The sequence below is a fragment of the Kitasatospora sp. NPDC029367 genome, from assembly GCF_055569135.1.
The window spans coordinates 37,675-59,935 of the sequence record NZ_JBVHYH010000048.1 but is presented as its reverse complement, the minus strand read 5'-3'; the positions used below and the strand labels follow the sequence as shown (position 1 = coordinate 59,935).

Annotated in this window: 19 protein-coding genes; 10 read left to right on the top strand and 9 right to left on the bottom strand. The window is 73.7% G+C overall.

Annotated elements, in window-relative coordinates:
* Window positions 1–26: 26 nt before the first annotated feature.
* A complete protein-coding gene (locus tag ACZ4W5_RS24430) occupies window positions 27–641 on the bottom strand; it encodes a TetR/AcrR family transcriptional regulator (protein ID WP_465656872.1) in 615 nt (204 codons plus the stop codon).
* Window positions 642–844: 203 nt separating this feature from the next.
* On the opposite strand from ACZ4W5_RS24430, the gene ACZ4W5_RS24425 reads away from it, so the two are divergent.
* Window positions 845–1,243, top strand: a complete 399-nt coding sequence (locus ACZ4W5_RS24425; RefSeq protein ID WP_402476706.1) for a cytochrome C oxidase subunit I — start codon at window positions 845–847, stop codon at window positions 1,241–1,243.
* An 83-nt stretch (window positions 1,244–1,326) separates the two neighbouring features.
* Here the strand turns inward: ACZ4W5_RS24425 and qcrB are convergent, their stop codons facing one another.
* Window positions 1,327–2,949 carry a cytochrome bc1 complex cytochrome b subunit gene (gene qcrB / locus ACZ4W5_RS24420; protein WP_465656889.1) on the bottom strand — a complete coding sequence of 541 codons (1,623 nt, stop codon included), beginning with the start codon at window positions 2,947–2,949 and terminating at the stop codon, window positions 1,327–1,329.
* Window positions 2,950–3,358: 409 nt separating this feature from the next.
* On the opposite strand from qcrB, the gene ACZ4W5_RS24415 reads away from it, so the two are divergent.
* From ACZ4W5_RS24415 to efeB, 3 genes are all read left to right on the top strand, one after another.
* Window positions 3,359–3,685 carry a hypothetical protein gene (locus tag ACZ4W5_RS24415; RefSeq protein ID WP_465656870.1) on the top strand — a complete coding sequence of 109 codons (327 nt, stop codon included), beginning with the start codon at window positions 3,359–3,361 and terminating at the stop codon, window positions 3,683–3,685.
* A 258-nt stretch (window positions 3,686–3,943) separates the two neighbouring features.
* On the top strand, window positions 3,944–6,028 hold the full coding sequence (gene efeU, locus ACZ4W5_RS24410; RefSeq protein WP_465656868.1) for an iron uptake transporter permease EfeU: 2,085 nt from the start codon (window positions 3,944–3,946) through the stop codon (window positions 6,026–6,028).
* Window positions 6,028–7,401, top strand: coding sequence for an iron uptake transporter deferrochelatase/peroxidase subunit (gene efeB, locus ACZ4W5_RS24405; RefSeq protein ID WP_465656866.1), 1,374 nt, complete (start codon window positions 6,028–6,030; stop codon window positions 7,399–7,401). The genes efeU and efeB overlap by 1 nt, the downstream gene beginning before the upstream one ends.
* 125 nt (window positions 7,402–7,526) lie before the next feature.
* Here efeB and ACZ4W5_RS24400 read toward each other — a convergent pair whose 3' ends face one another.
* Together ACZ4W5_RS24400 and ACZ4W5_RS24395 are read right to left on the bottom strand one after the other, a co-directional pair.
* Complete coding sequence (locus ACZ4W5_RS24400; protein WP_465656865.1) at window positions 7,527–8,912, bottom strand: HAMP domain-containing sensor histidine kinase; 1,386 nt, start codon at window positions 8,910–8,912, stop codon at window positions 7,527–7,529.
* On the bottom strand, window positions 8,909–9,592 hold the full coding sequence (locus tag ACZ4W5_RS24395; protein WP_360242265.1) for a response regulator transcription factor: 684 nt from the start codon (window positions 9,590–9,592) through the stop codon (window positions 8,909–8,911). Before ACZ4W5_RS24395 ends, ACZ4W5_RS24400 begins: the two co-directional genes overlap by 4 nt.
* A gap of 162 nt (window positions 9,593–9,754) precedes the next feature.
* Here ACZ4W5_RS24395 and ACZ4W5_RS24390 point away from each other — a divergent pair, with 162 nt between their 5' ends.
* The 4 genes from ACZ4W5_RS24390 (at window position 9,755) to ACZ4W5_RS24375 (ending at window position 15,507) form a co-directional block, all read left to right on the top strand.
* Entirely contained in the window at window positions 9,755–11,314 is a 1,560-nt protein-coding gene (locus ACZ4W5_RS24390) for a glutamate synthase subunit beta (protein ID WP_465656863.1), read from the top strand.
* A gap of 265 nt (window positions 11,315–11,579) precedes the next feature.
* The gene (locus ACZ4W5_RS24385) at window positions 11,580–11,921 is read left to right on the top strand and encodes a hypothetical protein (protein WP_465656861.1); all 342 of its coding nucleotides are present in this window, start codon (window positions 11,580–11,582) and stop codon (window positions 11,919–11,921) included.
* Complete coding sequence (locus ACZ4W5_RS24380) at window positions 11,918–14,302, top strand: hypothetical protein (protein WP_465656860.1); 2,385 nt, start codon at window positions 11,918–11,920, stop codon at window positions 14,300–14,302. Before ACZ4W5_RS24385 ends, ACZ4W5_RS24380 begins: the two co-directional genes overlap by 4 nt.
* Entirely contained in the window at window positions 14,299–15,507 is a 1,209-nt protein-coding gene (locus tag ACZ4W5_RS24375) for a hypothetical protein (RefSeq protein WP_465656859.1), read from the top strand. The genes ACZ4W5_RS24380 and ACZ4W5_RS24375 overlap by 4 nt, the downstream gene beginning before the upstream one ends.
* 77 nt (window positions 15,508–15,584) lie before the next feature.
* Here the strand turns inward: ACZ4W5_RS24375 and ACZ4W5_RS24370 are convergent, their stop codons facing one another.
* Window positions 15,585–16,859, bottom strand: coding sequence for an MFS transporter (locus ACZ4W5_RS24370; protein ID WP_465656857.1), 1,275 nt, complete (start codon window positions 16,857–16,859; stop codon window positions 15,585–15,587).
* 165 nt (window positions 16,860–17,024) lie between these two features.
* Between ACZ4W5_RS24370 and ACZ4W5_RS24365 the strand changes: the two genes are divergently transcribed.
* Together ACZ4W5_RS24365 and ACZ4W5_RS24360 are read left to right on the top strand one after the other, a co-directional pair.
* A complete protein-coding gene (locus ACZ4W5_RS24365; protein WP_465656855.1) occupies window positions 17,025–17,747 on the top strand; it encodes a TetR/AcrR family transcriptional regulator C-terminal domain-containing protein in 723 nt (240 codons plus the stop codon).
* A 5-nt stretch (window positions 17,748–17,752) separates the two neighbouring features.
* Complete coding sequence (locus tag ACZ4W5_RS24360) at window positions 17,753–18,265, top strand: isochorismatase family protein (protein WP_465656853.1); 513 nt, start codon at window positions 17,753–17,755, stop codon at window positions 18,263–18,265.
* 111 nt (window positions 18,266–18,376) lie between these two features.
* Here ACZ4W5_RS24360 and murQ read toward each other — a convergent pair whose 3' ends face one another.
* From murQ to ACZ4W5_RS24340, 4 genes are all read right to left on the bottom strand, one after another.
* Window positions 18,377–19,327, bottom strand: coding sequence for an N-acetylmuramic acid 6-phosphate etherase (gene murQ / locus ACZ4W5_RS24355; protein WP_465656851.1), 951 nt, complete (start codon window positions 19,325–19,327; stop codon window positions 18,377–18,379).
* A gap of 70 nt (window positions 19,328–19,397) precedes the next feature.
* Complete coding sequence (locus ACZ4W5_RS24350; protein ID WP_380587683.1) at window positions 19,398–20,078, bottom strand: DUF6445 family protein; 681 nt, start codon at window positions 20,076–20,078, stop codon at window positions 19,398–19,400.
* Between the two features lie 139 nt (window positions 20,079–20,217).
* A complete protein-coding gene (locus tag ACZ4W5_RS24345; protein ID WP_465656850.1) occupies window positions 20,218–21,228 on the bottom strand; it encodes an ABC transporter permease in 1,011 nt (336 codons plus the stop codon).
* A complete protein-coding gene (locus ACZ4W5_RS24340; protein ID WP_465656848.1) occupies window positions 21,225–22,196 on the bottom strand; it encodes an ABC transporter ATP-binding protein in 972 nt (323 codons plus the stop codon). The genes ACZ4W5_RS24345 and ACZ4W5_RS24340 overlap by 4 nt, the downstream gene beginning before the upstream one ends.
* Window positions 22,197–22,261: the final 65 nt, after the last annotated feature.

Here is a 22,261-nt window from a genome sequence, read left to right as displayed (position 1 = left end):
TCAATTCCCCCAGGGGTGTGATGGGTTCACCGGATGGACGGATCGGGCAGCCCGGCCGCGAGCTGGCGCAGCGCCTCGGCGAACAGCGACTTGAAGGGCACCACCGGATCGGCGACCAGGTAGTGCTCGTTGGCGACCTGCAGCGCGGAGAGCGCGGCGGCGGCCACCAGCTTCGGGTAGAGGTCCCGGTCGGGATCGGTGCCGGTGCGGGCGGCCACCGCGGCGGTGAGCCCGGCCCTGGTCTGCGCGCCGCCGCGGAACAGCTCGGCCTGGAGCGAGGGTTCGCGCAGCAGTCGTCGTAGGGCGGCGACCCAGCCGGGGGCGGGTTCCTCCTCGGCGCCTTCGAAGGGTTCGACCAGGGCCTGGGACAGCGCCTCCCACAGCGGTTCCTCCGACGGGCGGGTGGCCAGGGCCTCGGCGGCCCGCAGGATCCGGTTGCGGTGCCGGAAGACGATCGCCTCGGCCTTGCTGGAGAAGTAGTTGTTGTAGGTGCGCGGGGACACCCCGGCCGCGGCCGCGATGTCCTCGACCCGGACGTTCTCCAGTCCCCGCTCCACCGCCAGGCTCAGCGCCGCCCAGCTGAGTGCCTCCCGCGTCGCGGCCTTCTTCCGTTCCCGCAGTCCGGGCTCTCCGTCCGTCATGGCACCACTCTCCCGTCAAACATGCGTGTTGCGCAATAGTGCGTGGCACGCAAGTTTTTCGGGGCGGCCGGGGCCGTGGCGAGCCGCCCGCCACCTGCGGTTCGTCGCTGGTAGTAGTTGCGTGGTCGCGGAGCGGCTCCGCGCAGGAGCCCGTCCGCGCAGGAATTCCGGCGGGACGACCCGACAGGACGTGAGGAGCGGGCATGAGTGGCAGACGGCGTCCACCGCGGGCGCGGACCCCGCGCCAGGGCGGCGCGGCCGGCGGCGGCCGGATGAACTCCCGGGTGGAGATCGCCCGCATCGAGGGCTTCCTGGCCTGGGAGGCGGAGGTCGCGGCGGCCGAACGCGACGCCCGCGCCTTCGCCGCGCAGTTCTCCTGGCTGCCGGAGGCCGAGCGGGAGGACCTGGAGCGGGCCTACGCCGCCGACCGGCTGCGCTACGCCGAGGAGGTCGTCGACCGCGCCGTCGACCGCTGCCGCCGGCTGGCCGCCCGCTACCGCGCCGAGTGCCGCCGGGTCTGCACCCGCTGGGCGGCGCTCTGCCTCTCCGTCACCCTGGCGGCGGCGCTGTTCGCCGTCGTCCCGGCGGCCCTGCGGGGCTGAACCGCCGATCCGCGCTCACGACACGACCAGGGCCCGCCGCGCCGTTTCCGGTGCAGCGGGCCCTGGTCGTGCCGGGAGCGCGGTCAGTGGTGGCCGTGGCCGCTGGTGATCTCCTCGTGCTCCTCGACGGTGGGCTTGGCGATCTGGCTGCCCTCCCCGTAGAAGCCGCGGGACAGCTTGGCCCGGGTGCGGGTCCACAGGCCGGCCCGGCGGGCGACGCCGTTCTCGTCCACCTCGGGCTGCAGCTCGACCGGCTCGGGCTGCTCGTGCGAGGTGAGGGTGTAGACCCGGCCCGGCGGCAGCGGCGCGTGCACCTCGATGAACTCGCCGTGCTGCAGCCGGTTGATCACGCCGGTCTCCCGGCCGTGCAGCACCTTCTCCTTGTCCCGCCGCTGCAGGCCCAGGCACCAGCGCTTGGTGACCACGAACAGCGCCACCGGGAGGGCGAAGAAGCCGATCCGCACGGCGTAGGTGATCGCGTTGATCGACAGGTGGAAGTGGGTCGCCAGCAGGTCGTTGCCGCCGCCGGCCAGCAGGATCAGGTAGAGGCCCATCCAGGCCACGCCGAAGGCGGTGCGGACGGGGTGGTTGCGCGGACGGTCGGCGATGTGGTGCTCGCCGCGGTCCCCGGTGACCCAGGCCTCCAGGAACGGCCAGCACCAGATGGCGAGCAGTACCGTCGGGAAGACCATCAGCGGAATGAACACCCCGAGGTTCAGGGTGTGGCCGCCCCAGACGCTGATCTCCCAGCCCGGCATCACGCGGATCAGGCCCTCGGAGAAGCCCATGTACCAGTCCGGTTGGGCGTCGGTGGACACCTGGTCCGGCCGGTAGGGGCCGTACGCCCAGATCGGGTTGATGGTGGCGATCGCCGACATGAACGCGATCACGCCGAAGACCAGGAAGAAGAAGCCGCCGGCCTTGCCCATGTAGACCGGCATCAGCGGCATGCCGACCACGTTGTCGTTGGTGCGGCCGGGCCCGGCGAACTGGGTGTGCTTGTGGTAGAAGACCAGGATCAGGTGCGCCGCGAGCAGGCCCACCATGATGCCCGGGATCAGCAGGATGTGGACGGTGAACAGCCGCGGGATGATGTCGGTGCCCGGGAACTCGCCGCCGTAGATGAAGAACTGCAGGTAGGTGCCGACGATCGGGACGGCCAGCACGGCGCCCTCCATGAAGCGGATGCCCGTGCCGGAGAGCAGGTCGTCCGGGAGCGAGTAGCCCATGAAGCCGTCGAACATGCCGAGGAACAGCAGCAGCGCGCCGAAGATCCAGTTGATCTCGCGGGGCTTGCGGAAGGCGCCGGTGAAGAACACCCGCAGCATGTGGGTCAGCATCGAGGCGATGAAGACGACGGCCGCCCAGTGGTGGATCTGGCGCATCAGCAGGCCGCCGCGGACCTCGAAGCTGATGTTGATCGTCGAGGCGTAGGCCTCGGACATCCGGATGCCCTTGAGCGGGACGTAGGAGCCGTCGTAGACGACCTCGCCCATGCTCGGATTGAAGAAGAGGGTCAGCCAGACGCCGGTCAGGATGATGATGACGAAGGTGTAGAGCGCGATCTCGCCCAGCATGAAGGACCAGTGGTCCGGGAAGATCTTGCGCAGGTTGGCCTTGGCGAGGGAGTAGATGCCGAGCCGGCCGTCGGTCCAGTCGGCGAGGGCTTCGGCCGGGTTGGCCGGTTTGGCGCGGGTGCTGGTCACCGGTCCCGGCTGCGACTGCTGGTCGGTTCTCACGACGGGCTCCCCGGCGTTCTCGGCGTGCCGGCGTGGAGGCCCGTCGGCGAGGACGCCGGCCGGCGAAGTGTTGTGATCATGGGACCTCTCGATACGGGTCCGCCGGGTGGACCGGCGCGCGGACCTGGGCGGTTCACTGGACCCGTTGCTCAGGGTGATGGAGCGCTTACTCTGTCATGCTGTCGGCAGGGGGCCGACTGTGCACGTCCATCGGGCCGTCCGGCCGCTCGTGTCGGGCCGGACGGGGGTTGCTGACGCCCGATCGGCTGGCCGCCGGTCGGGGCGGGCGGGGGTGATGCTGCGCCCGGGTGCAGCTGAACCGTTTCGGCGCGTGCCGCGTCCGGGTGCCGCACCGGGCCGGGCCTACGCTGCGCCAATGGTGGATCACCGTGAACTCCTCGAGTCCGTCACCGAGGCCCTGTCCCGCGCCGGGTTCGACACCACGCCGGGCACCTCGCCGCTGTCGATCGACCGTCACCCCGAGGGGGTGGCGGTCGGCTGGTCCCCCGGGGTGGAGACGGACGGTCAGCCCTCCGGGTCGGCGCGGGCGGCGCTGAGCGGGGCGGCCGCACTCGTCCTGCGGGAGCGGGGCTTCCTGGTCACCGGAACGGAGGAGGGGGAGCTGCTGGTGCGCTGCGCCGAACCGGTGACGGTCCCTCCGGAGCCCGGGCCCGGGGTGGCACCCGAGCAGTGGTGGGGGTGACCCGGCCCGGCCGCGGACGGTCCCGACCGCTCCGACGGCTCCGACGTGCGGAGTTGGCCGGAGCATGGGTGTTCCCATACCGAACCCTTACCTGAACGGGGGGTGCAGTTGACCGCCGTCCCTCTAAGGTTTGCCTAAGCTAAGCGAAACGCCCTGGACCACGGTGTCCGGGGCGTTCGCCGTGCCGTTCCGCCGCCGCCGCGGCGGCGCACTCCAGACAGGTACGACCCGGGGCGGCCCGGGGGAGGAGCCCGCTGCATGTGGGATGAGGCGTTTCCGAGCTTTCTGATCGGGCTGCGCGAGGGACTCGAAGCGGGCCTGATCGTCTCGATCCTGGTCGCCACGCTGGTGCGGGCCGGTCAGAAGGGCCGGCTCCCCCAGGTCTGGACGGGCGTCGCGGCGGCCGTCGCACTCAGCCTCAGCTTCGGCGCGGTACTCACCTTCACCGCCGCCAACCTCTCCGGCCACGCCCAGGAGGCGTTCGGCGGGGTGCTGAGCCTGATCGCGGTCGGCTTCGTCACCGCGATGGTGTTCTGGATGCGCCGCTCCGCGCGCACCCTCTCCGCCGACATCAAGGAGAAGGTCCAGGCCTCGCTGGCCATGGGTGCGGGTGCGCTGGTGCTCACCAGCTTCCTCGCCGTCGCCCGGGAGGGCCTGGAGACCTCGCTCTTCCTGTGGACCAACGCCCGCACCGCCGGGGAGTCCACCGGGCCGATCATCGGCGCCGCCGTCGGCCTGCTGCTCTCCGTCGCGCTCTGCTGGGGCCTGTACCGCCGGGCCCTCAGGATGAACCTCACCAAGTTCTTCACCATCACCGGCGCCGGCCTGATCGTGGTCGCCGCGGGCGTGCTCGGCTACGGCCTGCGCGACCTCCAGGAGTCCGGGCTGGTCGGCGGCGGCAGCTCGTACGCCTTCGACCTGAGCGGGCACCTGGACGCCTCGTCCTGGTACGCCACGCTGGTCCAGGGCACCCTCAACCTGACCGTCACCATGACGGTCCTCCAGGTCGTCGGCTACATCGCCTACCTGAGCATCGTGATGACCCTGTTCATCGAGGGCGTGCGCGGCGGCAAGGCGGCTCCGGCTCCGGCCCCGGCTGCGGCCGCAGCGGCGGCGGTCGAGGCGAAGCCCGCGGCGGATGCGGCGGCTGCGGCGGATTCCGAGCAGGCCGGGCCGGTGCGCACCGGGCGGCCGCGCTGGGTGCTGCCGACCGCGCTGGTCGCCGTACCGGTCGTGGTGGCCGGCGCCGTGATCGCCGTCAGCGACGGCAAGCAGGACAGCTCCGCCACCGTCGCGGTCTCCGAGAAGGAGTGCGGCAAGGGCTTCGGCAACCCCCAGCCGGGCCAGCAGGTGTTCCAGATGCACAACACCGGCGACAAGGTCTCCGAGGTCTACCTGGTCAACCCGGGCACCGGCGCGGTCTACGGCGAGATCGAGGGCCTGGCCCCCGGCACCACCCGGGCGCTGACCGCCACCATCGGCTCCGGCGACTACGCCTGGCGCTGCGTGCCCACCGGCGGCACCACCGCCACCTCCGCCACCGTGCACGTCTCCGGCGGCGCCGAGGTCAAGGCCGTCAAGCCGGTCTCCGAGGACGACCTCAAGGCCCCGCTGGACAGCTACAAGGACTACGTCACCAAGGGCCTCGCGACCCTGATGACGCAGACCCAGAAGATCCAGACCGACGTGCACGGCGGCGACCTCAACGCCGCCAAGGCGGACTGGCTCACCGCCCACCTCCAGTACGCCTCGCTCGGCGCCGCCTACGGCACCTTCGCCGACCTCGACAAGAAGATCGACGGCCGCGCCGACGGCTACGCCGACAAGGCCCAGGACCCGGGCTTCACCGGCTTCCTGCGCCTGGAGTACGGCCTCTGGCACGGCCAGTCCGCCGCCGACCTGACGCCGGTCGCCGACGAACTCGCCCAGAACGTCGCCAAGCTGGTGCACGACTTCCCCACCCAGGACTTCGACCCGGGCGACCTCCCGCTGCGCGCCCACGAGATCCTGGAGAACACCCTCCAGTTCGAGCTGACCGGCGACACCGACATGGGCAGCGGCACCAACCTCGCCACCACCCAGGCCAACCTGGCCGGCACCCAGGAGCTGCTGACCCTGCTCCGGCCGCTGCTCGACGAGCGTGACCCGCAGGTGCTGGTCCGGGTCGACGCCGGGATGAAGCGGGTCGGGGACCTCGTCGCCGCGGCGCACACCGCCGACGGCTGGACCCCGCTCGACAAGCTGCCCGACGGCACCCGCCGCCAGCTGAACGGCGCCACCGGCCAGCTGCTCGAAGACCTCTCGCCCATCCCCGCCCTGCTCGAGATCCGGAAGGCCGCCTGATGACCGACCACACCGCAGCCACCGGCTCCTGCCCGTTCCCGCACGCCGCTGCCGCCGTCGCCGCACCGGTCGCCCAGTCGGTCGCCGGGCCGGTCGCAGAGACGGTCGCCGACGCCGACCAGGGCGGCTGCCCGGCCGGTCCGGCCCGGCGCAGCTTCGTCCGGGCCGCGCTCGGGGCGGGCGCCGGGGCCGCCGTGCTGGCCGGCGGGGCGTTCACCCTCGGGGCCGAACCGGCCGCCGCCGGGGACTCCCACCAGCCGGTGAACGGGGCCGTCCCGTTCCACGGCGACCACCAGGCCGGTGTCATCACCCCGGCCCCCGGCTTCGCCGCGTTCGTCTCCTGCCAGGTCATCGCCCAGGACCGCAAGGGCCTGGAGGACCTGTTCAAGACCCTGACCGAGCGGATCCGCCTGCTTACCGCCGGCGGCACCCCGCCCGACCTCGGCGTCGGCGCCCCGCCCTCGGACAGCGGCATCCTCGGCCCCACCGTGCCCACCGACAACCTCACCGTCACGGTCGGCGTCGGCGCCTCGCTGTTCGACGACCGCTACGGGCTCGCCAAGGCCAAGCCCGTCAAGCTGACGCCGATGAAGACCTTCCCCAACGACAACCTCCAGCCCGGCGAACTGCACGGCGACCTCTCGCTGCAGATCTGCGCCGACCAGCAGGACACCGTGCTGCACGCGCTGCGCGACATAACCCGGCACACCCGCGGGGCGATGCAGATCCTCTGGCGGATCGACGGCTTCAAGAGCGCCGCCCGCCCGGACGGCGCCCCGCGCAACCTGCTCGGCTTCAAGGACGGCATCGCCAACCCGGACACCACCTCCGCCCGCGAGACGGACCGGCTGATCTGGGTCACCGACGGCGCGGGCGAGCCCGCCTGGGCGACCGGCGGCAGCTACCAGGTGATCCGGATCATCCGGATGCTGATCGAGTTCTGGGACCGGGTCAAGCTCAGCGAGCAGGAGAAGATGTTCGGCCGCCGCCGCGACACCGGCGCGCCGCTGGACGGGCACCAGGAGAACGACGCGCCGGACTACGGCAAGGACCCGGACGGCAAGGCGATCCCGCTCAACGCGCACATCCGGCTGGCCAACCCGCGCACCGCCGACACCGACGCCTCGCGCATCCTGCGCCGCGGGTTCAACTACGACCGGGGCGTGGACAAGGCGGGCAACCTGGACATGGGCCTGGTGTTCTGCTGCTACCAGCAGGACGTGGTGCGGCAGTTCGAGGCCACCCAGACCCGGCTGATCGACGAGCCGCTGGTGGACTACATCTCGCCGACCGGCGGCGGGTACTTCTTCGTCCTGCCGGGCGTGAAGGACGACGCCGACTGGCTCGGGCGGGGACTTCTCGCCGCGGTCTGAGCCGGTCCGGCACCTGAACGGGCCCGGTGCGCGTGGTGCGCGCCGGGCCCGTTCGGCGTGCTCGGACGTGCCCGGGCACTGCGCAGGCACTGCCCAGGCGTTGCTCGGCCACTGCTCGGGCGTGCTCAGCCGCCGAGGGTGAAGCCGATCACCGCACCGCCGCCGACCCGGTTGGCGGCGTAGGCGGTGCCGCCGTGCGAGCGGGCCACCTCGGCCACGATGGCCAGGCCCAGGCCCGAGCCGGGCAGGCTGCGGGCCGCGGTGGCCCGGTAGAAGCGGTCGAAGACCCGGTCGAGGTCGGTCTCGTCGATGCCCGGGCCGCGGTCCCGGACCTCGACCCGGAGGCCGTGCGCCACCAGCTCGATCGGGGACGTCCCGGCCGGGTCGAACTTGGCCGCGTTGTCCAGCAGGTTGCCCACCGCCCGGGCCAGCGCGTCCGGGTGGGCGATGACGACGGTGTCGTCCGCGACCACCGTGATCTCCCGGTCGCTGCGCCGGCGGGCCTGGCCGGCGGCCTCGTGGACCACCTCCGCCAGCACCACCTCGACCGGGTCCTCGTCGGCCTTGCGGTCCGCCGCCAGGGCCACCAGCTCCTCCACCAGCTGGGTCAACTCCCGGGCCTCCTCGGCCAGGTCGGCGAGCAGCGCGGTGCGTTCGGCGGGCGGCAGCCGGTCGATGCTGGGCAGCACCGACAGGTTGGTGCGCAGGCTGGTCAGCGGGGTGCGCAGCTCGTGCCCGGCGTCCTGGACGAGCCGGCGCTGGTTCTCCTTGGCGGTGGCCAGGCGCACCAGCATCCGGTCGAAGGCGCGGCCGAGCCGGCCCACCTCGTCCTGGCCCGAGGCGGGCACCGGGACGTCCAGGCGGCCGCTGGCGGCGACCCGTTCGGCCGCGTCGGTCAGCCGGACCAGCCGGCCGGTGATCCGCCCGGCGACCAGCCACCCGGATCCGCCGGCCACCAGCACGACGGCGGCCACCACGGCCACCATCTGGTGCCGCAGCACCTCCAACAGCTCCTCGATGTCGTCGAGTTGCAGCACGACCTGGACGGCGCCCCGGCCGCCGCCGAGCGAGACCACGCCCACCCGGCAGGTCCGGCCGCCGACCTGGCGCTCGTCGATCACCGTACGGGCGGGCTCGTCGGCGCGGGCGAGCTCGCGGTCGGTCGCGGTGGTCGGCAGGGCGAGGTGCGCGGTGCCCGGGAGGATGGCCCCGTGCGAGTCGAGGGCCTGGGCGGTGACCCTGATCGGGTGCAGCAGCTGCTCGCTCAGCCCGCTCGGGCTGTTGAAGTCCCCCGGGAACAGCTTCTGGCGGTCCACCTGGCCGCTGACCGCGTGGACGGCCGAGTTGAAGTCGTCCGACTCGTCGTCGCGGATCAGTGTGGCCGCCGCGCGGTAGCCGAGCGTGCCGATCACCACCGCGACCAGGGCCGCCATCACCGCGAAGGCGAGCGAGAGGGTGGTGCGCAGGCCGGGGCGCGGCAGCCGGGGGCGGCGGGCCGCCGGGCCGGTCACGGCTCGCGCAGCGTGTAGCCGACGCCGCGGACGGTGTGGATCAGCGGGGTGAGGCCCGGGCGGTCGAGCTTTCGGCGCAGGTAGCCGATGAAGACCGCGAGGTTCTTCGAGCCCGGGCCGAAGTCGTAGCCCCAGATCCGCTCGTACAGGGTGGTCTGGTCGAGGACGGCGCCGGCGTGCCGGGTGAGCAGCTCCAGCAGGTCGAACTCGGTGCGGGAGAGCTCCAGTTCGGCGCCGCCGCGCCAGGCCCGGCGGGCCGGGGGCTCGACCCGCAGGTCGGCGACGGTCAGGACGTCCTCGGGGGTGTCGGCGGGCGGGTTGCGGCGCAGCAGGGCACGCAGCCGGGCGAACAGCTCGTCCACGTCGAAGGGCTTGACCAGGTAGTCGTCGGCCCCGGCGTCCAGGCCGGCGATCCGGTCCGGGACCTCGACCCGGGCGGTGAGCATCAGCACCGGGGTGCGGTCGCCGGCCGCGCGCAGCCGGCGGCAGACCTCCAGGCCGTCCGGCGCGGGCATCATCACGTCGAGCACCAGGACGTCCGGCCGCTGCTCGGCGAGGACGGCCAGGGTCTGGGTGCCGTCCGCGGCTATCCGCACCCGGTAGCCCTCCAGCGTGAGGGCGCGGGTGAGCGAGTCGCGGATGGCGCGGTCGTCCTCGGCGATCAGCACGGTGTGGCTCATGCGGGAGATTCTCCCTGGCGTGCTCACGGCAGTGGAGAGCGGGGCACGGATTCCCGGCCGGCACGGGTGTCGCGTGCCGCTTCGTGGGCGTACGGTGGCCACACGGTGGCGCGCCGCCGGGCGGCCACCGGTCCGTTTCGGTACGCCCCGCCGGAGGCCTCGATGGCAGAGCGGATGGCCTTCCTCACCACCCCGCGCGCGGAGCGGGCGCGCCGGGACGCCCGGGAGCGGCTGGGGGACCGGCGGGAGGTGTACCGGCCGGGGGCGCTGCTGCCGCTGGTGGGCGGACAGGCGGAGCGCTGCATGGACTGCGGGCTGCCGTTCTGCCACGCGGCCTGCCCGCTGGGGAACCTGGTGCCGGAGTGGAACCGGCTGGTCGCGGACGCGGACTGGCGGGCCGCGGCCGCCCGGCTGCTGGCCACGAACAACTTCCCGGAGTTCACCGGGCGGCTCTGCCCGGCCCCGTGCGAGAGCGCCTGCGTGCTGGCGATCGACGGGGACGCGGTGACGATCAAGAACGTGGAGCTGGCGATCGCCGACCGGGCCTGGGCCGAGGGCTGGGACGCGGCGCAGCCGCCCGAGCGGCCGGAGCCGGGCGGGCGGGTGGCGGTGATCGGCTCCGGGCCGGCCGGGCTGGCCGCGGCCCAGCAGCTGACCCGGGCCGGGCACGCCACCACCGTCTACGAACGGGCCGACCGGGCGGGCGGGCTGCTGCGCTACGGGATCCCGCCGTTCCGGCTGGAGAAGCACCGGCTGGAGCGGCGGCTGGCGCAGCTGCGGGCCGAGGGCACCGAGTTCCGCACCGGGGTGTGGGCCGGGCGGGACGTCACCGGGGAGCAGCTGCGGGCCGGGTACGACGCGGTGGTGGTCGCGGTGGGGGCCGGTGCCTGGCGGGTGCCGGCCGTGCCCGGGTGCGGGCTGGCCGGGGTGCACCCGGCCCTGGAGTACCTGACCTGGGCTAACCGGGTGGACGAGGGGGACCGGGAGGTCTCGCCGCTGTCCGCGCGGGGGCGGCGGGTGGTCGTCGTCGGGGGCGGGGACACCGCGGCCGACTGCCTGGGGACGGCGCTGCGCGAGGGCGCGGCCTCGGTGACCCAGCTGGACATCAACCCGTGTCCGCCGGAGCGGCGCGGGCCGGGGCAGCCGTGGCCGGTCCACCCGAAGGTGTACCGGGAGACCACCTCGCACGAGGAGTTGGCGGGGCGGGCGGGGTCGTCGTCGTTGTCGGGGGAGGCGGGGGCGTCGTCGGGGGAGTCGGGGTCGGCGTCGGGGGAGGAGGCGGGCCGGTCGTCGTCGGCCGGTGGCCGGGTGTTCGCGGCGGTCACGGTCGGGTTCGAGCCGGGGCCGGACGGGCGCCTGGCGGCCGTCCGCTACGCCGAGGCCGAGCCGGGCGACCGCGGCCCCCGGGCGGGCACCGAGCGGGTGCTCCCGGCGGAGCTGGCGCTGCTCGCGCTGGGCTTCGTCGGGCCGGAGCCGGACCAGCCGCTGTACGCCCAACTCGGGCTGGGCATCGGGCCGGAGGGGACGCTGGAGCGGGACGACGGGTTCGGCACCGCCGCCGACGGGGTGTTCGTCGCGGGGGACGCCGGGCGGGGCCAGTCGCTGATCGTCTGGGCGATCGCGGAGGGCCGGTCGGCGGCCGCGGCGGTGGACCGCTACCTGCGCGGGCGGACCGAACTCCCGTCCCCGGTGCGGGCGTCGGCGCGGGCCCTCACGCTCTGAGGAGCGGGGCCCGGGCTCTCACGCTGTGAGGAGCGGGGCCCGGGCCGGACGGCGGGTGCGTCGGTCCAGGCCGAGGACGGACGGAGGGCGCGCGGCCGATGGGAGGGCGGGCAGGCCGATGGGAGGGCGTGCGGCGGGCCTGCACGCTGGTGAGCACCTCCGCGCAACGGCGTGCGCTCTGCGAGCCGTTCGGGTGCGGCGCGTCCGCCCGGTGGCGCCGGGTAGGTGGCGGGCAGCAACCGGACGGATTACGGAGGGGACCGTCATGTCGGATCGCACCCCGGAGACACCCGAGCTCACGCCCTTGCCCGAGGCCGTGCCAGCGCCTGAGGCCGTGCCCGCGTCCGAGGCCGTGCCCGCGTCCCGGGTCGCGCCGCCGCCCGCCGTGGTGGGTCTGCCGGTGCCGCCCGTACCGCCCGTGCCGCCCTGGCCGGGCGGGGACCAGTCGCCACCGGTGCTCGGGCACGCGGCCCGCAGCATCGACAAGGCCACCCTCGTCCCGTTGAAGGTGCCCGGTCCACCGGGCGGGCCGGGCCTGGTCGCGCACGCCTACCTGCGCGGGCTCGACCTCCGACCGGACGAAGTGACCGCGCTGCGCGGCGGTTGACGGCCGAGCTGCCCTGGGAGCTGCTCGCCGCCTCCGCCGCCGACCCCGCCGACCGTCCGCTGCGGGCCGCCGTCCTGGCCGCCGCCGACGGTCCCGCGCTGCGTGAACTCGGCCGTGAGCTGGAGCAGTTGCGCCGATCCGACACCACTGCGGCGGGCCAGGCCCGGGCCGGGCTGGCCGCCGTCGCGAACGCCGCGTACGACCACAACGCGGCCGTCGACCCGATCGGCATGATGAACCTGGAGCGCCTGGAGATGGCCCCCGCCGGGATCGAGCGCGGCGAACTGGTCGCGACCATCCCGCTCGCGCCGCTGGAGGAGACGGCCGTCACCCAGAAGGAATGGTCCGTCACCTCCAAGGAGTTCAGCTCGATCGTCACCGACTCGCTGGAGAACTTCAGCGAGACCGGCGTCACCGACAACACCGAACTCGCCCAGTCCACCACCAACCAGCTCCAGCACAGCAACCAGTTCAACGTCACCGGCACCGTCTCGGGCGGGATCCCGCTGATCTCCGGCTCCGCCACCTCCGGCATGACCAGCCAGAGCGCCGACTCGCAGTCCGCCACCGACAGCCGCAAGCACGCGACCACGATCACCCAGAAGGCCTCCGCGCGTACCAAGCAGGAGCACAAGGTCACCATCACGACCACCACCGTGACCGGCTCCTCGGAGACCACCACCCGTACCTTGAAGAACGCCAGTGCCACCGATCCGGTCCGGATCGACTACTTCAGCATGATGCGCAAGTGGCGGGTCCGGCTCTACCGCTCCGGGCTGCGGCTGACCTACGACCTGGCCATCCCCGAACCGGCCGGCGCCCTGCGCCAGGCCTATGCCGAACTCGCGGCCATCGAGGCGAAGCTGGGGCCGTTCCAGTTCGAGGTGCCGCACTCCGACATCACCGAGGAGGTCCGCCCCGGCGAGAGCCAGCCGCACTACCTGGTGCTCGCCGAGCGGTACGGCGCGGTGGTGCCGCTCGCCCCCGGCCCGCACCCGGACCTCCACGTCAACGTCACCGCGCCCAACAACGACGGCGCCGGGATCTTCGACGCGCCGCCGCTGAACGTCCCGGACCGGTACTGGATCAAGAACCTCTGGTTCCAGTTCGCCTCCGAGAGCCGCACCGGTGACTACAACTACAACCTCAAGGTGCTCGGCAGCACCATCCCCGAGTGGAACGAGCCGTTCGGCACCCACGGACCGGTCGACCTCGCCGACCCGGTCAACGGCGCCCTGCTGCGGCACGCCGGCGGGCCGTGCACGGTGAGTTTCCACCTGGTCAACAACCGGCAGACCTGGCTCAACCTGACGGCCGTCGTCGAACCCACCGACGAGGCCCGCCGGCAGTGGCAGAACGACGTCTGGGCGGCCCTGTTCAACGCGGCCCAGACCAAGTACTACGCCGAGCAGCAGGACCTCGCCGCCCGCGCCGCCGCACTGCGCGAACGCCTCAACGGGGTCGACACCCTCACGCTCCGGCGCGAGGAGAGCGACGAGATCATGAAGGGCGTACTGCGCTTCCTGCTCGGCGTGGACTACCACCTGATGCCCTCCGACGTGGTGAACGCCTTCAAGGACTCGGTCGCGAGCGACCCCGACCGGCTGGGCCACGGCGCGGGCTTCCCCGGTGACGACACCGGCGCGCTCAAGGTGAGCGCCGCGGCCTGGGCGGCGGTGCTCGGGCACGAGGCCGAGGTGGCCTTCGTCAACCAGGCCATCGAGTGGGAGAACGTGGTCACCTTCCTCTACTCCTACTTCTGGGACGCCCCGGCCGCCTGGCCCTTCGTCAGCCGGATCAGCCACCCCGACGCCAACCGGCAGGCCTTCCTGCGGGCGGGCAGCGCCCGGGTGGTGCTCACCGTGCGCAAGGGCTGGGAGGAGGCCTGGGTACGGTTCGCCGAGGGCGGCTTCCACGGCGCCCAACTGCCCGCCGACCACCCGTACCTGAGCATCGCCCGGGAGATCGCCGCCTACGACGACCGCAACTACCCCGGCATCCCGCCGGCCAACCCGGGCAGCAGTTCGCTGCTGCTGGAGGACGAGGCCGTCACCACCTGCGCCGCCGTGGTCGACCCGCCCGCCGGGGGCGCCCCGGTGCTGGTGCCGGTGGCCTCCAGCGCCGGCTTCGCCCCGGGCACCGCGGTCGTCGTGGACGAGTACGAGGACCGGCGGATCCAGGAGACCGCCCGGGTGGTCCGGGTGCCGGACGACACCCACCTGGTGCTCAGCGGTCTGACCCACCGGCACGACGGCACCCTGACGCCGTTCCCGGTCCGCCGGCCCGGCCACCGGGGCACGCTGATCGCCGAGTGGAACGAGTACACGCCGACCTCGGGGACGGACATCGCGGTGAGCAGCCCGTTGAAGGACATCGCGTGAGCTTCCTCAGGGACCAGGACACGTGTCTGCTGCTGGGGCCGGCGCGGGAGGAGCCGCCGACGGTCTTCGAGTACCTGGCCGCCGAGTTGTGGGTGCGCCACCACTTCGGGGTGGACTTCGACGCCCGCCCCGGCGCGACCTGGGTGACCTTCCAGCTCGACCGGATCGCCGAGTGGTGGGGCACGCCCCGCCGGGACCGGCTGGGCCCCGAGGAGGCGCTGCCGTACGGGCGGCTCACCGCCCAGCCGCAGGACCCGGTGCTGCGGATGGTGCTCCAGGTGCTGTCGGAGGACCTGACCAACACCTTTCCGACGGCCAAGGTCGAGGCGATCAAGCGGATGCTCAAGGACCGGAGCACCCCGGCGGTCAAACTGGTCAAGGCCATCCGCGAACTCACCCCGGGCGGTGCGCTCAAGCCGGACCTGCTCGGCCTGCAGAACCACGTCCCGGACCTGCGGATGGAGGCCCTGGAGGTCGGCACCGAGCGCACCGCGCTCGACACCTACCGCGAACTCCAGGGCAAGATCGCGGTGTTGCGGGACCCGTGCGGCCGGATCATCGAGAACCGGCTGATCGCCCTGCAGCGCACCGCGGTCAAGCAGCTGCCGTACTCGGTGGTCGCCGCGGCCACCAGCTGGCGGCTCGGCGCCGGGCTGATGATCCTTCCGGTGCCGGTCAACGTCACCGAGCAGAACGGGGAGACGTACGTCGACTGGATCTGCTACTGGCCCACCGACCGGGCCGAGTTCCGCGAGTACCCGAGGCCGGCCAACGGCCGTCCCGGGTACGACGGGCTGGTGCTGTACCACATCCACCGGGTGCCGCTGCGGGCCGTGCAACTCCCGGACAAAATCCGGGAGGCGATGCTCAACCTGGTCCGGGCCCGGCAGCGGTCGGCGCCGCTGGGGCCCACCCTGGTGCCCGAGCTGGCGGTGACGATCGAGCGGGACCGGCGGCTGTTCACCCCCGAGGGGGAACTGTTCCTGGCCGGGCTGGGGGCGGTCGGGTTGCTGGCCCTGGGGGTGTGGGCGGCGGTCGGGGCGGGTGCGGTGGCCGGACTGGGGGCGGTGGCCAAGGGCGGGCTGGTCGCGGCGGCGAGTGCGCCCGAGGTGTTCGTCGGGGCGGTCGCGGCCGCGTCCGAGCTGGCGGACCGACTCTGGTCGGTGATCTCCCAGTTGGGGTACCTGTTGCCGGCCGGGGGGTAGTCGGGGGTGGGGGGTGATGGTTGATGGTTGACGGCCGGGCGGACCCGGTCGTCCGGTCGTCCGGTCGTCCGGCGCCGTCACGGCGCGGGACGGGACCCGGCCGCCGTGGCGGGCGTGCGCTGGTCGTAGCGCCACAGTGCCGGGAGCGCGGCGGCGAGCAGGGTGCTGCTGCCCAGGCAGAGCAGCCCGCCGGTGCCCAGGGCGGCCCGGATGCCCTGCCGGGCGGCGAGGCCGCCGGCCCGGAGGTCGCCGAGGGCCGGTCCGGCGGAGCCGATCAGCAGCTCAAGGCCGGCGGCGCGGCCGCGCAGCTCGTCCGGAACGGACCGGTTCCAGATGGCGCTGCGGAAGGTGTCGCCGATCCAGTGGGCGGCACCCGCGACGGCCAGGCAGAGCAGTACGGCCCACAGGCCCGGGGCGACGGCGGCCGCGGCGGTGGCCGCGCCGACCAGCGCGGCGGAGAGCAGGACCGGCCGTCCGTGCCGGTGCACCCGTTCCGTCCAGCCGCCGGTGGCGGCGGCGAGCAGGCTGCCCGCGGCGGAGGCCGAGTAGAGCAGGCCGAGTGCCCAGGTCGCGTCCAGCTCCCCGGCGAGGAAGGGGAACAAGGCGGTGGGCAGGGCGAAGACGGTCGCGGCGAGGTCGGCCAGGTAGGTGCCCAACAGGTCGGGCCGGCGGGCCGCGTACCGGACGCCCTCGGTGAAGTCGCGCAGCGACGACGCCTCGGCGTCCCGCGCCGAGGGGACCGGCCGCACCTGGGCGAGCAGGGCGATCGACAGCAGGAAGGTGGCCAGGTCGATCAGGTACGCGGCCGGGGCGCCGGTGGTCGCGATCAGCAGTCCGGCGGCGGCCGGCGCGGCCACGCCGCCGATGCTCCAGCGCAGCGAGAGCAGCGCCCCGGCCGCCACCAGCTGCTCCGGCGGCACCAGCCGGGGGATCATCGCCTCTACTGAGGGCTGCTGGATGCCCTGGACGGCCGCCGCCAGGCCGGCGGCCAGGTAGAGCGGCCAGACGGCTGGCGCCCCTAGCAGCGCGTTGGCCAGCAGCACGGCGCTCAGGACGGCCAGGGCGACCTCGGTGGCCAGGGCGACGGTACGGCGGTCGGCGCGGTCGGCGAGCACGCCTCCGTAGAGGCCGAACAGGACGGTGGGCACGAGCTCGACCGCTCCGACGGCTCCGACGGCGAGCGGTGAGCCGGTGAGGTCGGCGATCTGGAGCGGGATCGCGGTCATGGTGAAGACCGAGCCGAGGAGGGTGACCGTGCCGGAGGTCCAGGTGAGGCGGAAGTCCCGGGAGGTGCGCCAGGGCGTGGTGTCGGGGAGCAGTTGGGACCGTCGGCGGTCCGTTCCTGAGGTCATGCGGGGCCCTTGGGTGTCGTGGGGCTGTCGGTGGTCGTGGTGCCGGTGGCAGTCGTGGCGGTGGCCGTCGGATAGGTCATTGCGTCCTTATCACTGATAAAGTCCGGGTCGGAACTTAGCGGCGATAAGGTGGCCCCGCAAGCGGATTACCGGGAGGCCGATCGGATGGCGCTGCAACGCGACGAGGTGGTGCGCACCGCGCTGCGCGTGCTCAACGAGGAGGGCATCGACGGGCTCAGCACCCGGCGGCTCGCCCGCGAGCTCGGCGTGCAGTCACCGGCGCTCTACTGGCACTTCAAGAACAAGCGGGAACTGCTCGACCTGATGGCCGAGGCGATGCTTGCCGAGGCCCTCCCGTCCGACCGCGAACCGGACCCGGAGCACTGGCCCGACTGGATCGCCGCCGACGCCCGGGCCAAGCGCAACGCCCTGCTGGCCTACCGCGACGGCGCTCGGGTGCACGCCGGCACCCTGCCGACCGAGGACGAACTCCCTGCAGTCGAGGCACAGTTGAGTGCCCTGTGTCGGGCCGGGCTGCGCCCGCGCACGGCGCTGCGACTGCTGCTGACCGTCGACCGCTACATCATGGGCTGGGTCACCGAGGAACAGGCCTGGCGACAGGACGCCGCGCAGCGCCCCCGGCCGCCGTTCCCCGACGAGGCGCTGCGCGACCTGCCGCTGCTGAGCGAGGCCGCCGACGTGCTGCGGATGACCGACCACGACGCGGACTTCGACTACGGGCTGCGGGTGCTGGTGGAGGGCTTCCGGGTGGAGATCGCCCGGGAGGCGGCGGAAGGGCGGGAAGCGGCGGAAGCGCGGGAGGGGTCGGAGGCGGATGAGGCTGCCGCAGGGGCGGGGCCGGACGCCGTGGGCGATGGGCTAGCGTGAGCGCCATGACCACCCTTGACCCCCGCAGCACTGCCCTGGTCCTGATCGACCTGATGGACCGGATCGTCGCCAACCAGCTCGCGCCGCACTCCGGCCCGGAGGTCGTGGCGGCCTCGCTGCGCCTGGCCGAGGAGTTCCGGGCGGCCGGCGCCCCCGTCGTCGCGGTGCGGGTCGAGCGCCCGGGCGTCGCCGAACAGCCGCCCGGCAGCGGGCTGGTGGCCGAGGTCGTCGCGGCGGCCGACGAGGTGGTGGTGAAGCGCACCATCGGCGCCTTCCAGGGCACCGGACTGCACGAACTGCTCCAGGCCCGGGGCGTGGAGACACTCGTCTTCACCGGGATCGCGACCAACCTCGGCGTGGAGTCGAGCGCCCGCGCGGCCGCCGACCACGGCTACCGGCTGGTGTTCGTCGAGGACGCGATGGCCGGGTTGACGGAGGCGGAGCACCGGGCCTCGGTGGAGCTGGACTTCCCGCGTCTGGGAGAGGTCGTGGCGGCCGCGGACCTGCGGCTGGGGTAGCGGGTTCCCGGCGGGTTCCCGGCCCGGTCCCTGCCCTGAGGGAGGGGGGAACCGTGGAGGGTGCGCACCGGCTGTGGCGCCGGACCGCTCGATGGCCGTGGCCGTCTCCGGTCAGGGCCGGCTCGGCTCCGGCGATCCGGGGTCGGGCAACGGGCGCTGGCGGCGGGCGAGTTCGAGCGCGTCGCGGAGCCGTCCGGCCGAGGCGGTGAGGAGCCGGGCGGCGGTCGGCGCGTCCACGTCGGCGAGCAGCAGCAGGACGGCGTCCTTCGTCCGGCCGTCGGTGGCGGTGAGGGCGCGCTCGACCGTCGGGGCGTCGGCGCCGGTCGCCTCCGCGACGATCCGGCGGGCGCGCTCACGGAGTTTGACGTTGGTGGCCCGCAGATCGACCATCAGGTTCCCGTACGTCCGGCCGAGGCGGATCATCAGCGCGGTGGACAGCATGTTGAGTACCAGCTTCTGCGCGGTGCCCGCCTTCAACCGGGTGGATCCGGCGAGCACCTCCGGGCCGACCTCCACCTCGATCCCCAGCTCCGCCGCCGCCACCAGCGCCGAGCCACGGTTGCAGGCCAGCCCGACGGTCAGTGCCCCGGCCGCCCGGCCGGCGCGCACGGCGGCGACCGCGTACGGGGTGCGGCCCGAGGCGGAGACGCCCACCAGGGTGTCGTCCGGGGTGAGGGCGAGTGCCGCCACGTCGGCCTCGGCGAGGTCGGTGCGGTCCTCGGCGCCCTCGGCGGCCTCCGTCACGGCGCTCCGGCCGCCCGCGATCAGGCCCACCACCAGCCCGGGGTCGGTGCCGAAGGTCGGCGGGCACTCGGCGGCGTCCAGTACCCCGAGCCGCCCGGCCGTGCCCGCCCCGGCGTAGATCAGCCGCCCGCCGCGCGCCATCCTTGCCGCCGCCGCGTCGACCACGGCGGCGATCCGCGCCAGTTGCCCGGCGACGGTCACGGGGACGGTGCGGTCCTCGGCGTTCATCAGGCGGAGCAGGTCGGCGGTGGGCAGCCGGTCGATGGCGGCCCAGTCGGGGCGGACGGTCTCGGTGGGGGGCACGGCGTCGGGGTTCATGCGGGGAGCGTCCCCGGGCGGGCGGCGCTCGAACCGGTCCGTGGGGCCCCGGGCCGGCGTGGTCCGCCGGTCAGGCCATCCAGAAGAACACGGCGGTCATCCGGCGGTCCGCCAGTTCCGCGCCGTAGTAGTCGGTGGCGCTGTGGATCAGGTTGGCGTGGTAGAGGAGCAGCTGGTTGTAGCGGTTGGGGACCCGGACGTCCTCGGTGAAGTGGTCGGCGGGGACGTGGCGGGTGCCGAGCGCCTCGACCAGGTTGTTGTGCGGGGCGTTGACCAGGTTGCCCCCGAGGCGGCCGCCGGGGAACTGCTGGCGGTAGAAGCTGGTGCCGGCGTCCTTGGGGGCGCCGGGGCTCAGGTAGAGCACGGCGGCGTAGCGGCAGAGCGCGCGCGAGTCGGTGTGCGGGCGGGACTCCGACTCCCCGGCGCCGACGACCTGGACGCAGTTGTGGTTGAGCGTGCCGCCGCCGGGGGTGCTCTGCACCCAGAGCCGGGAGGCGCCGGTGGCCTTGCGGACCTGGGCCTCGACCCGCGCCAGCTCGTCCGGTTCCAGGCCGGGCATGGTGCGCAGGCCGGGCCAGGTCTCGGGGCGGTACGGGTAGCCCTCGGTCCAGTCGCCGCGGGCCAGGACGCGTTCGCGGACGGCGTCCGGGTCGGGCAGGACGTTGTCCAGGACCCAGTAGTCCCGGCCGCGGGTGGGCTTGCGGTAGGGCAGGACCGGCAGGGCGGTCGGCCTGATGGGCTGTGAGGGCATGGGCCGACCATAGGGGCGCCGAGCGTCAACTATCTGCCGTGAACAGGTCAACCTTTCGTCAAGTGCGCGGTGGGTGGGGAGGGGGTGGCGCCCGGGCTCGGGCGCGGGTCGGCGTGGTGCTGGCGTGCTGCCTGGAGGGCTACCGGCGGACGAGGCGGAAGGCGGCCGTGAGGGCGAGGGCGGTGAGCGCCAACAGGATGCCGGCCTCGACGAGCTGGACCGGGACGAGGTGGGCGGAGGGGTGGTAGCTCAGCCAGGTGCCGGTGGCCCCGTCGCACCGATGCGTCTCGACGCACGCGACGGAGTCGACCCGGCTGCCGTCGGGCAGGATGGTCTTCGCGTCGACCAGCCACGCGTTGGTGGGCTGCATGGCCCTGAGCGGTGCCACCGCGTCGACCGTCGGGTAGAAGGACGGACGCGCCCAGCGCACCAGGCCGTGGACGATCGCCACCAGCGCACCGGTGAGGAACATCGCGGGCAGGCTCCGGCGCACCAGCTGGCCCACCAGGACGCCCAGGGCCAGGGCGAACAGGGACCAGGCGACCGGTGCCACCCCGAGGGCCGGGTAGGTGAAGAACTGGAACGGCGGGTCGAAGGCGACCGGGCCGTGCACGATGTCCGTCCACCACACCCAGGTCATCAGCGAGGCGAGCACGCCGGTGGCGGCCAGGACGGCGAGGCCGGGCACCGCGAGACGGGCGGCCAGCCAGCGCACGGGGCTGACGGACTGGGCGCGGATCAGCCGGATCGTGCCGCGCTCGTGCTCCTGGGCCAGCAGCGGTGCGCCGATGAACACACCGATCAGCAGTGGGACGGCGGTGACCACCGGCTGGAGCACGGAGATGAACCAGAAGTTCGGCTGGTTGATCGGCGAGAGGAGGATCCAGCACCTGTTGCTGTCCCAGCTCTCGGGGCTGTAGCAGCCCGTTCGCCGCAGCACGCCCGTGATGTGCTGGTCGACGACGTGGATCCAGACGAGGTCGGCCATCAGCAGAACCAGCAGTGCTGACAGCACCCAGAGCAGCGCACGGTTCTGGCGAAGCGTCAGCCAGATCAGGCCGCGCAGCCGGGGGGTTCCGGAACGGTCCGGGGTGGCGGACCCGGGGGCGGGGGCGGGCTTCGCGGGGTCGGTCAGGACATCCGTGCTCATGCTGCCTTCTCGTCGGTCGCCGGGGTGGTGCGGGTCGTGCCGCTGGTGCCGGTCGTGCCTGTGGTGACCGGGGTGCCGGTGGTGCCACGGGTGCCTGTGGTGCCCGGGGCCGGTTCGGCCGGGGCGCGGAGGTAGCCGAGCAGCAGCTCGTCCAGACTGGGCCGTTCGCTCTCCCAGGGGCCGTCCAGCGGCTCGCCGGTGCGTACCAGCGCGGTCACCCGGCGACCGGCGGTCCGCTGCTCGACCACCAGGCCGGGCGGGAGGTCGGCACCCCCGGACCGGGTGGCCGCGGGGCCGGTGAGCACCTGGTGCCCCGCCAGGATGTCGTCCAGGTCGCCGGACAGCCGGATCCGTCCGCGCTGGACCAGCAGCAGGTGGTCGATGACGCCGTCCAGCTCCGGGAGGATGTGCGAGGACACCACGATGGTCGTGCCGCGCTCGGCGGCGGCCGACATCAGGGTGCCCATGAGCTGGTGCCGGGCGAGCGGGTCGAGGTCGGCCATCGGCTCGTCGAGCAGCAGCAGGTCGGGGCGCTTGCCGAGGGCGAGCGCCAGCGAGACCCGGGTGCGCTGGCCGCCGGACAGCGAGCCGATCCGGGCCTTGCGGCGCAACTCGCCCTGGTCGACGATCTGTTCGGCGGTCTCCTGGTCCCAGACCGGATTGAGCTCGCGGCCCATCCGGAGGGTCTCGGCCACGGTGAGGCCCGGGTAGAGCGGCTTGTCCTGTGCCACGTAGGCGACCCGGGCGCGCTCCTCACGGGTGTCGGCCGGTGCGCCGAACACGCGCAACTCGCCTTCGGTGGGAGTGAGTTGGCGGGCGGCGAGGGAGAGCAGGGTGCTCTTGCCGGCACCGTTGGGGCCGACCACCCCGCAGATCCGTCCGCTCGGGACGGTGAAGTCGCAGGCGCGCAGGGCCCATTCACCCCGGTACTGCCTGCCCAGCCCGACGCCCTCCAGCGCCGGAGTCACGGTTGTCGGGTCGTCGTTCACCCGGTCCCCCCACTGTTCTCGGTTCGGTGCTGCCGGGCGGCCCG

What these genes read in the sequence shown, in the direction of transcription:
- efeB (WP_465656866.1), top strand. Translation starts at nt 6,028, where the DNA reads ATGACCGACCACACCGCAGCCACCGGCTCCTGCCCGTTCCCGCACGCC.
- ACZ4W5_RS24365 (WP_465656855.1), top strand. Translation starts at nt 17,025, where the DNA reads ATGGCGCTGCAACGCGACGAGGTGGTGCGCACCGCGCTGCGCGTGCTC.
- efeU (WP_465656868.1), top strand. Translation starts at nt 3,944, where the DNA reads ATGTGGGATGAGGCGTTTCCGAGCTTTCTGATCGGGCTGCGCGAGGGA.
- ACZ4W5_RS24395 (WP_360242265.1), bottom strand. Translation starts at nt 9,592, where the DNA reads ATGAGCCACACCGTGCTGATCGCCGAGGACGACCGCGCCATCCGCGAC.
- ACZ4W5_RS24425 (WP_402476706.1), top strand. Translation starts at nt 845, where the DNA reads ATGAGTGGCAGACGGCGTCCACCGCGGGCGCGGACCCCGCGCCAGGGC.
- ACZ4W5_RS24430 (WP_465656872.1), bottom strand. Translation starts at nt 641, where the DNA reads ATGACGGACGGAGAGCCCGGACTGCGGGAACGGAAGAAGGCCGCGACG.
- ACZ4W5_RS24345 (WP_465656850.1), bottom strand. Translation starts at nt 21,228, where the DNA reads ATGAGCACGGATGTCCTGACCGACCCCGCGAAGCCCGCCCCCGCCCCC.
- ACZ4W5_RS24415 (WP_465656870.1), top strand. Translation starts at nt 3,359, where the DNA reads ATGGTGGATCACCGTGAACTCCTCGAGTCCGTCACCGAGGCCCTGTCC.
- ACZ4W5_RS24370 (WP_465656857.1), bottom strand. Translation starts at nt 16,859, where the DNA reads ATGACCTCAGGAACGGACCGCCGACGGTCCCAACTGCTCCCCGACACC.
- ACZ4W5_RS24385 (WP_465656861.1), top strand. Translation starts at nt 11,580, where the DNA reads ATGTCGGATCGCACCCCGGAGACACCCGAGCTCACGCCCTTGCCCGAG.
- ACZ4W5_RS24350 (WP_380587683.1), bottom strand. Translation starts at nt 20,078, where the DNA reads ATGCCCTCACAGCCCATCAGGCCGACCGCCCTGCCGGTCCTGCCCTAC.
- ACZ4W5_RS24360 (WP_465656853.1), top strand. Translation starts at nt 17,753, where the DNA reads ATGACCACCCTTGACCCCCGCAGCACTGCCCTGGTCCTGATCGACCTG.
- ACZ4W5_RS24390 (WP_465656863.1), top strand. Translation starts at nt 9,755, where the DNA reads ATGGCAGAGCGGATGGCCTTCCTCACCACCCCGCGCGCGGAGCGGGCG.
- murQ (WP_465656851.1), bottom strand. Translation starts at nt 19,327, where the DNA reads ATGAACCCCGACGCCGTGCCCCCCACCGAGACCGTCCGCCCCGACTGG.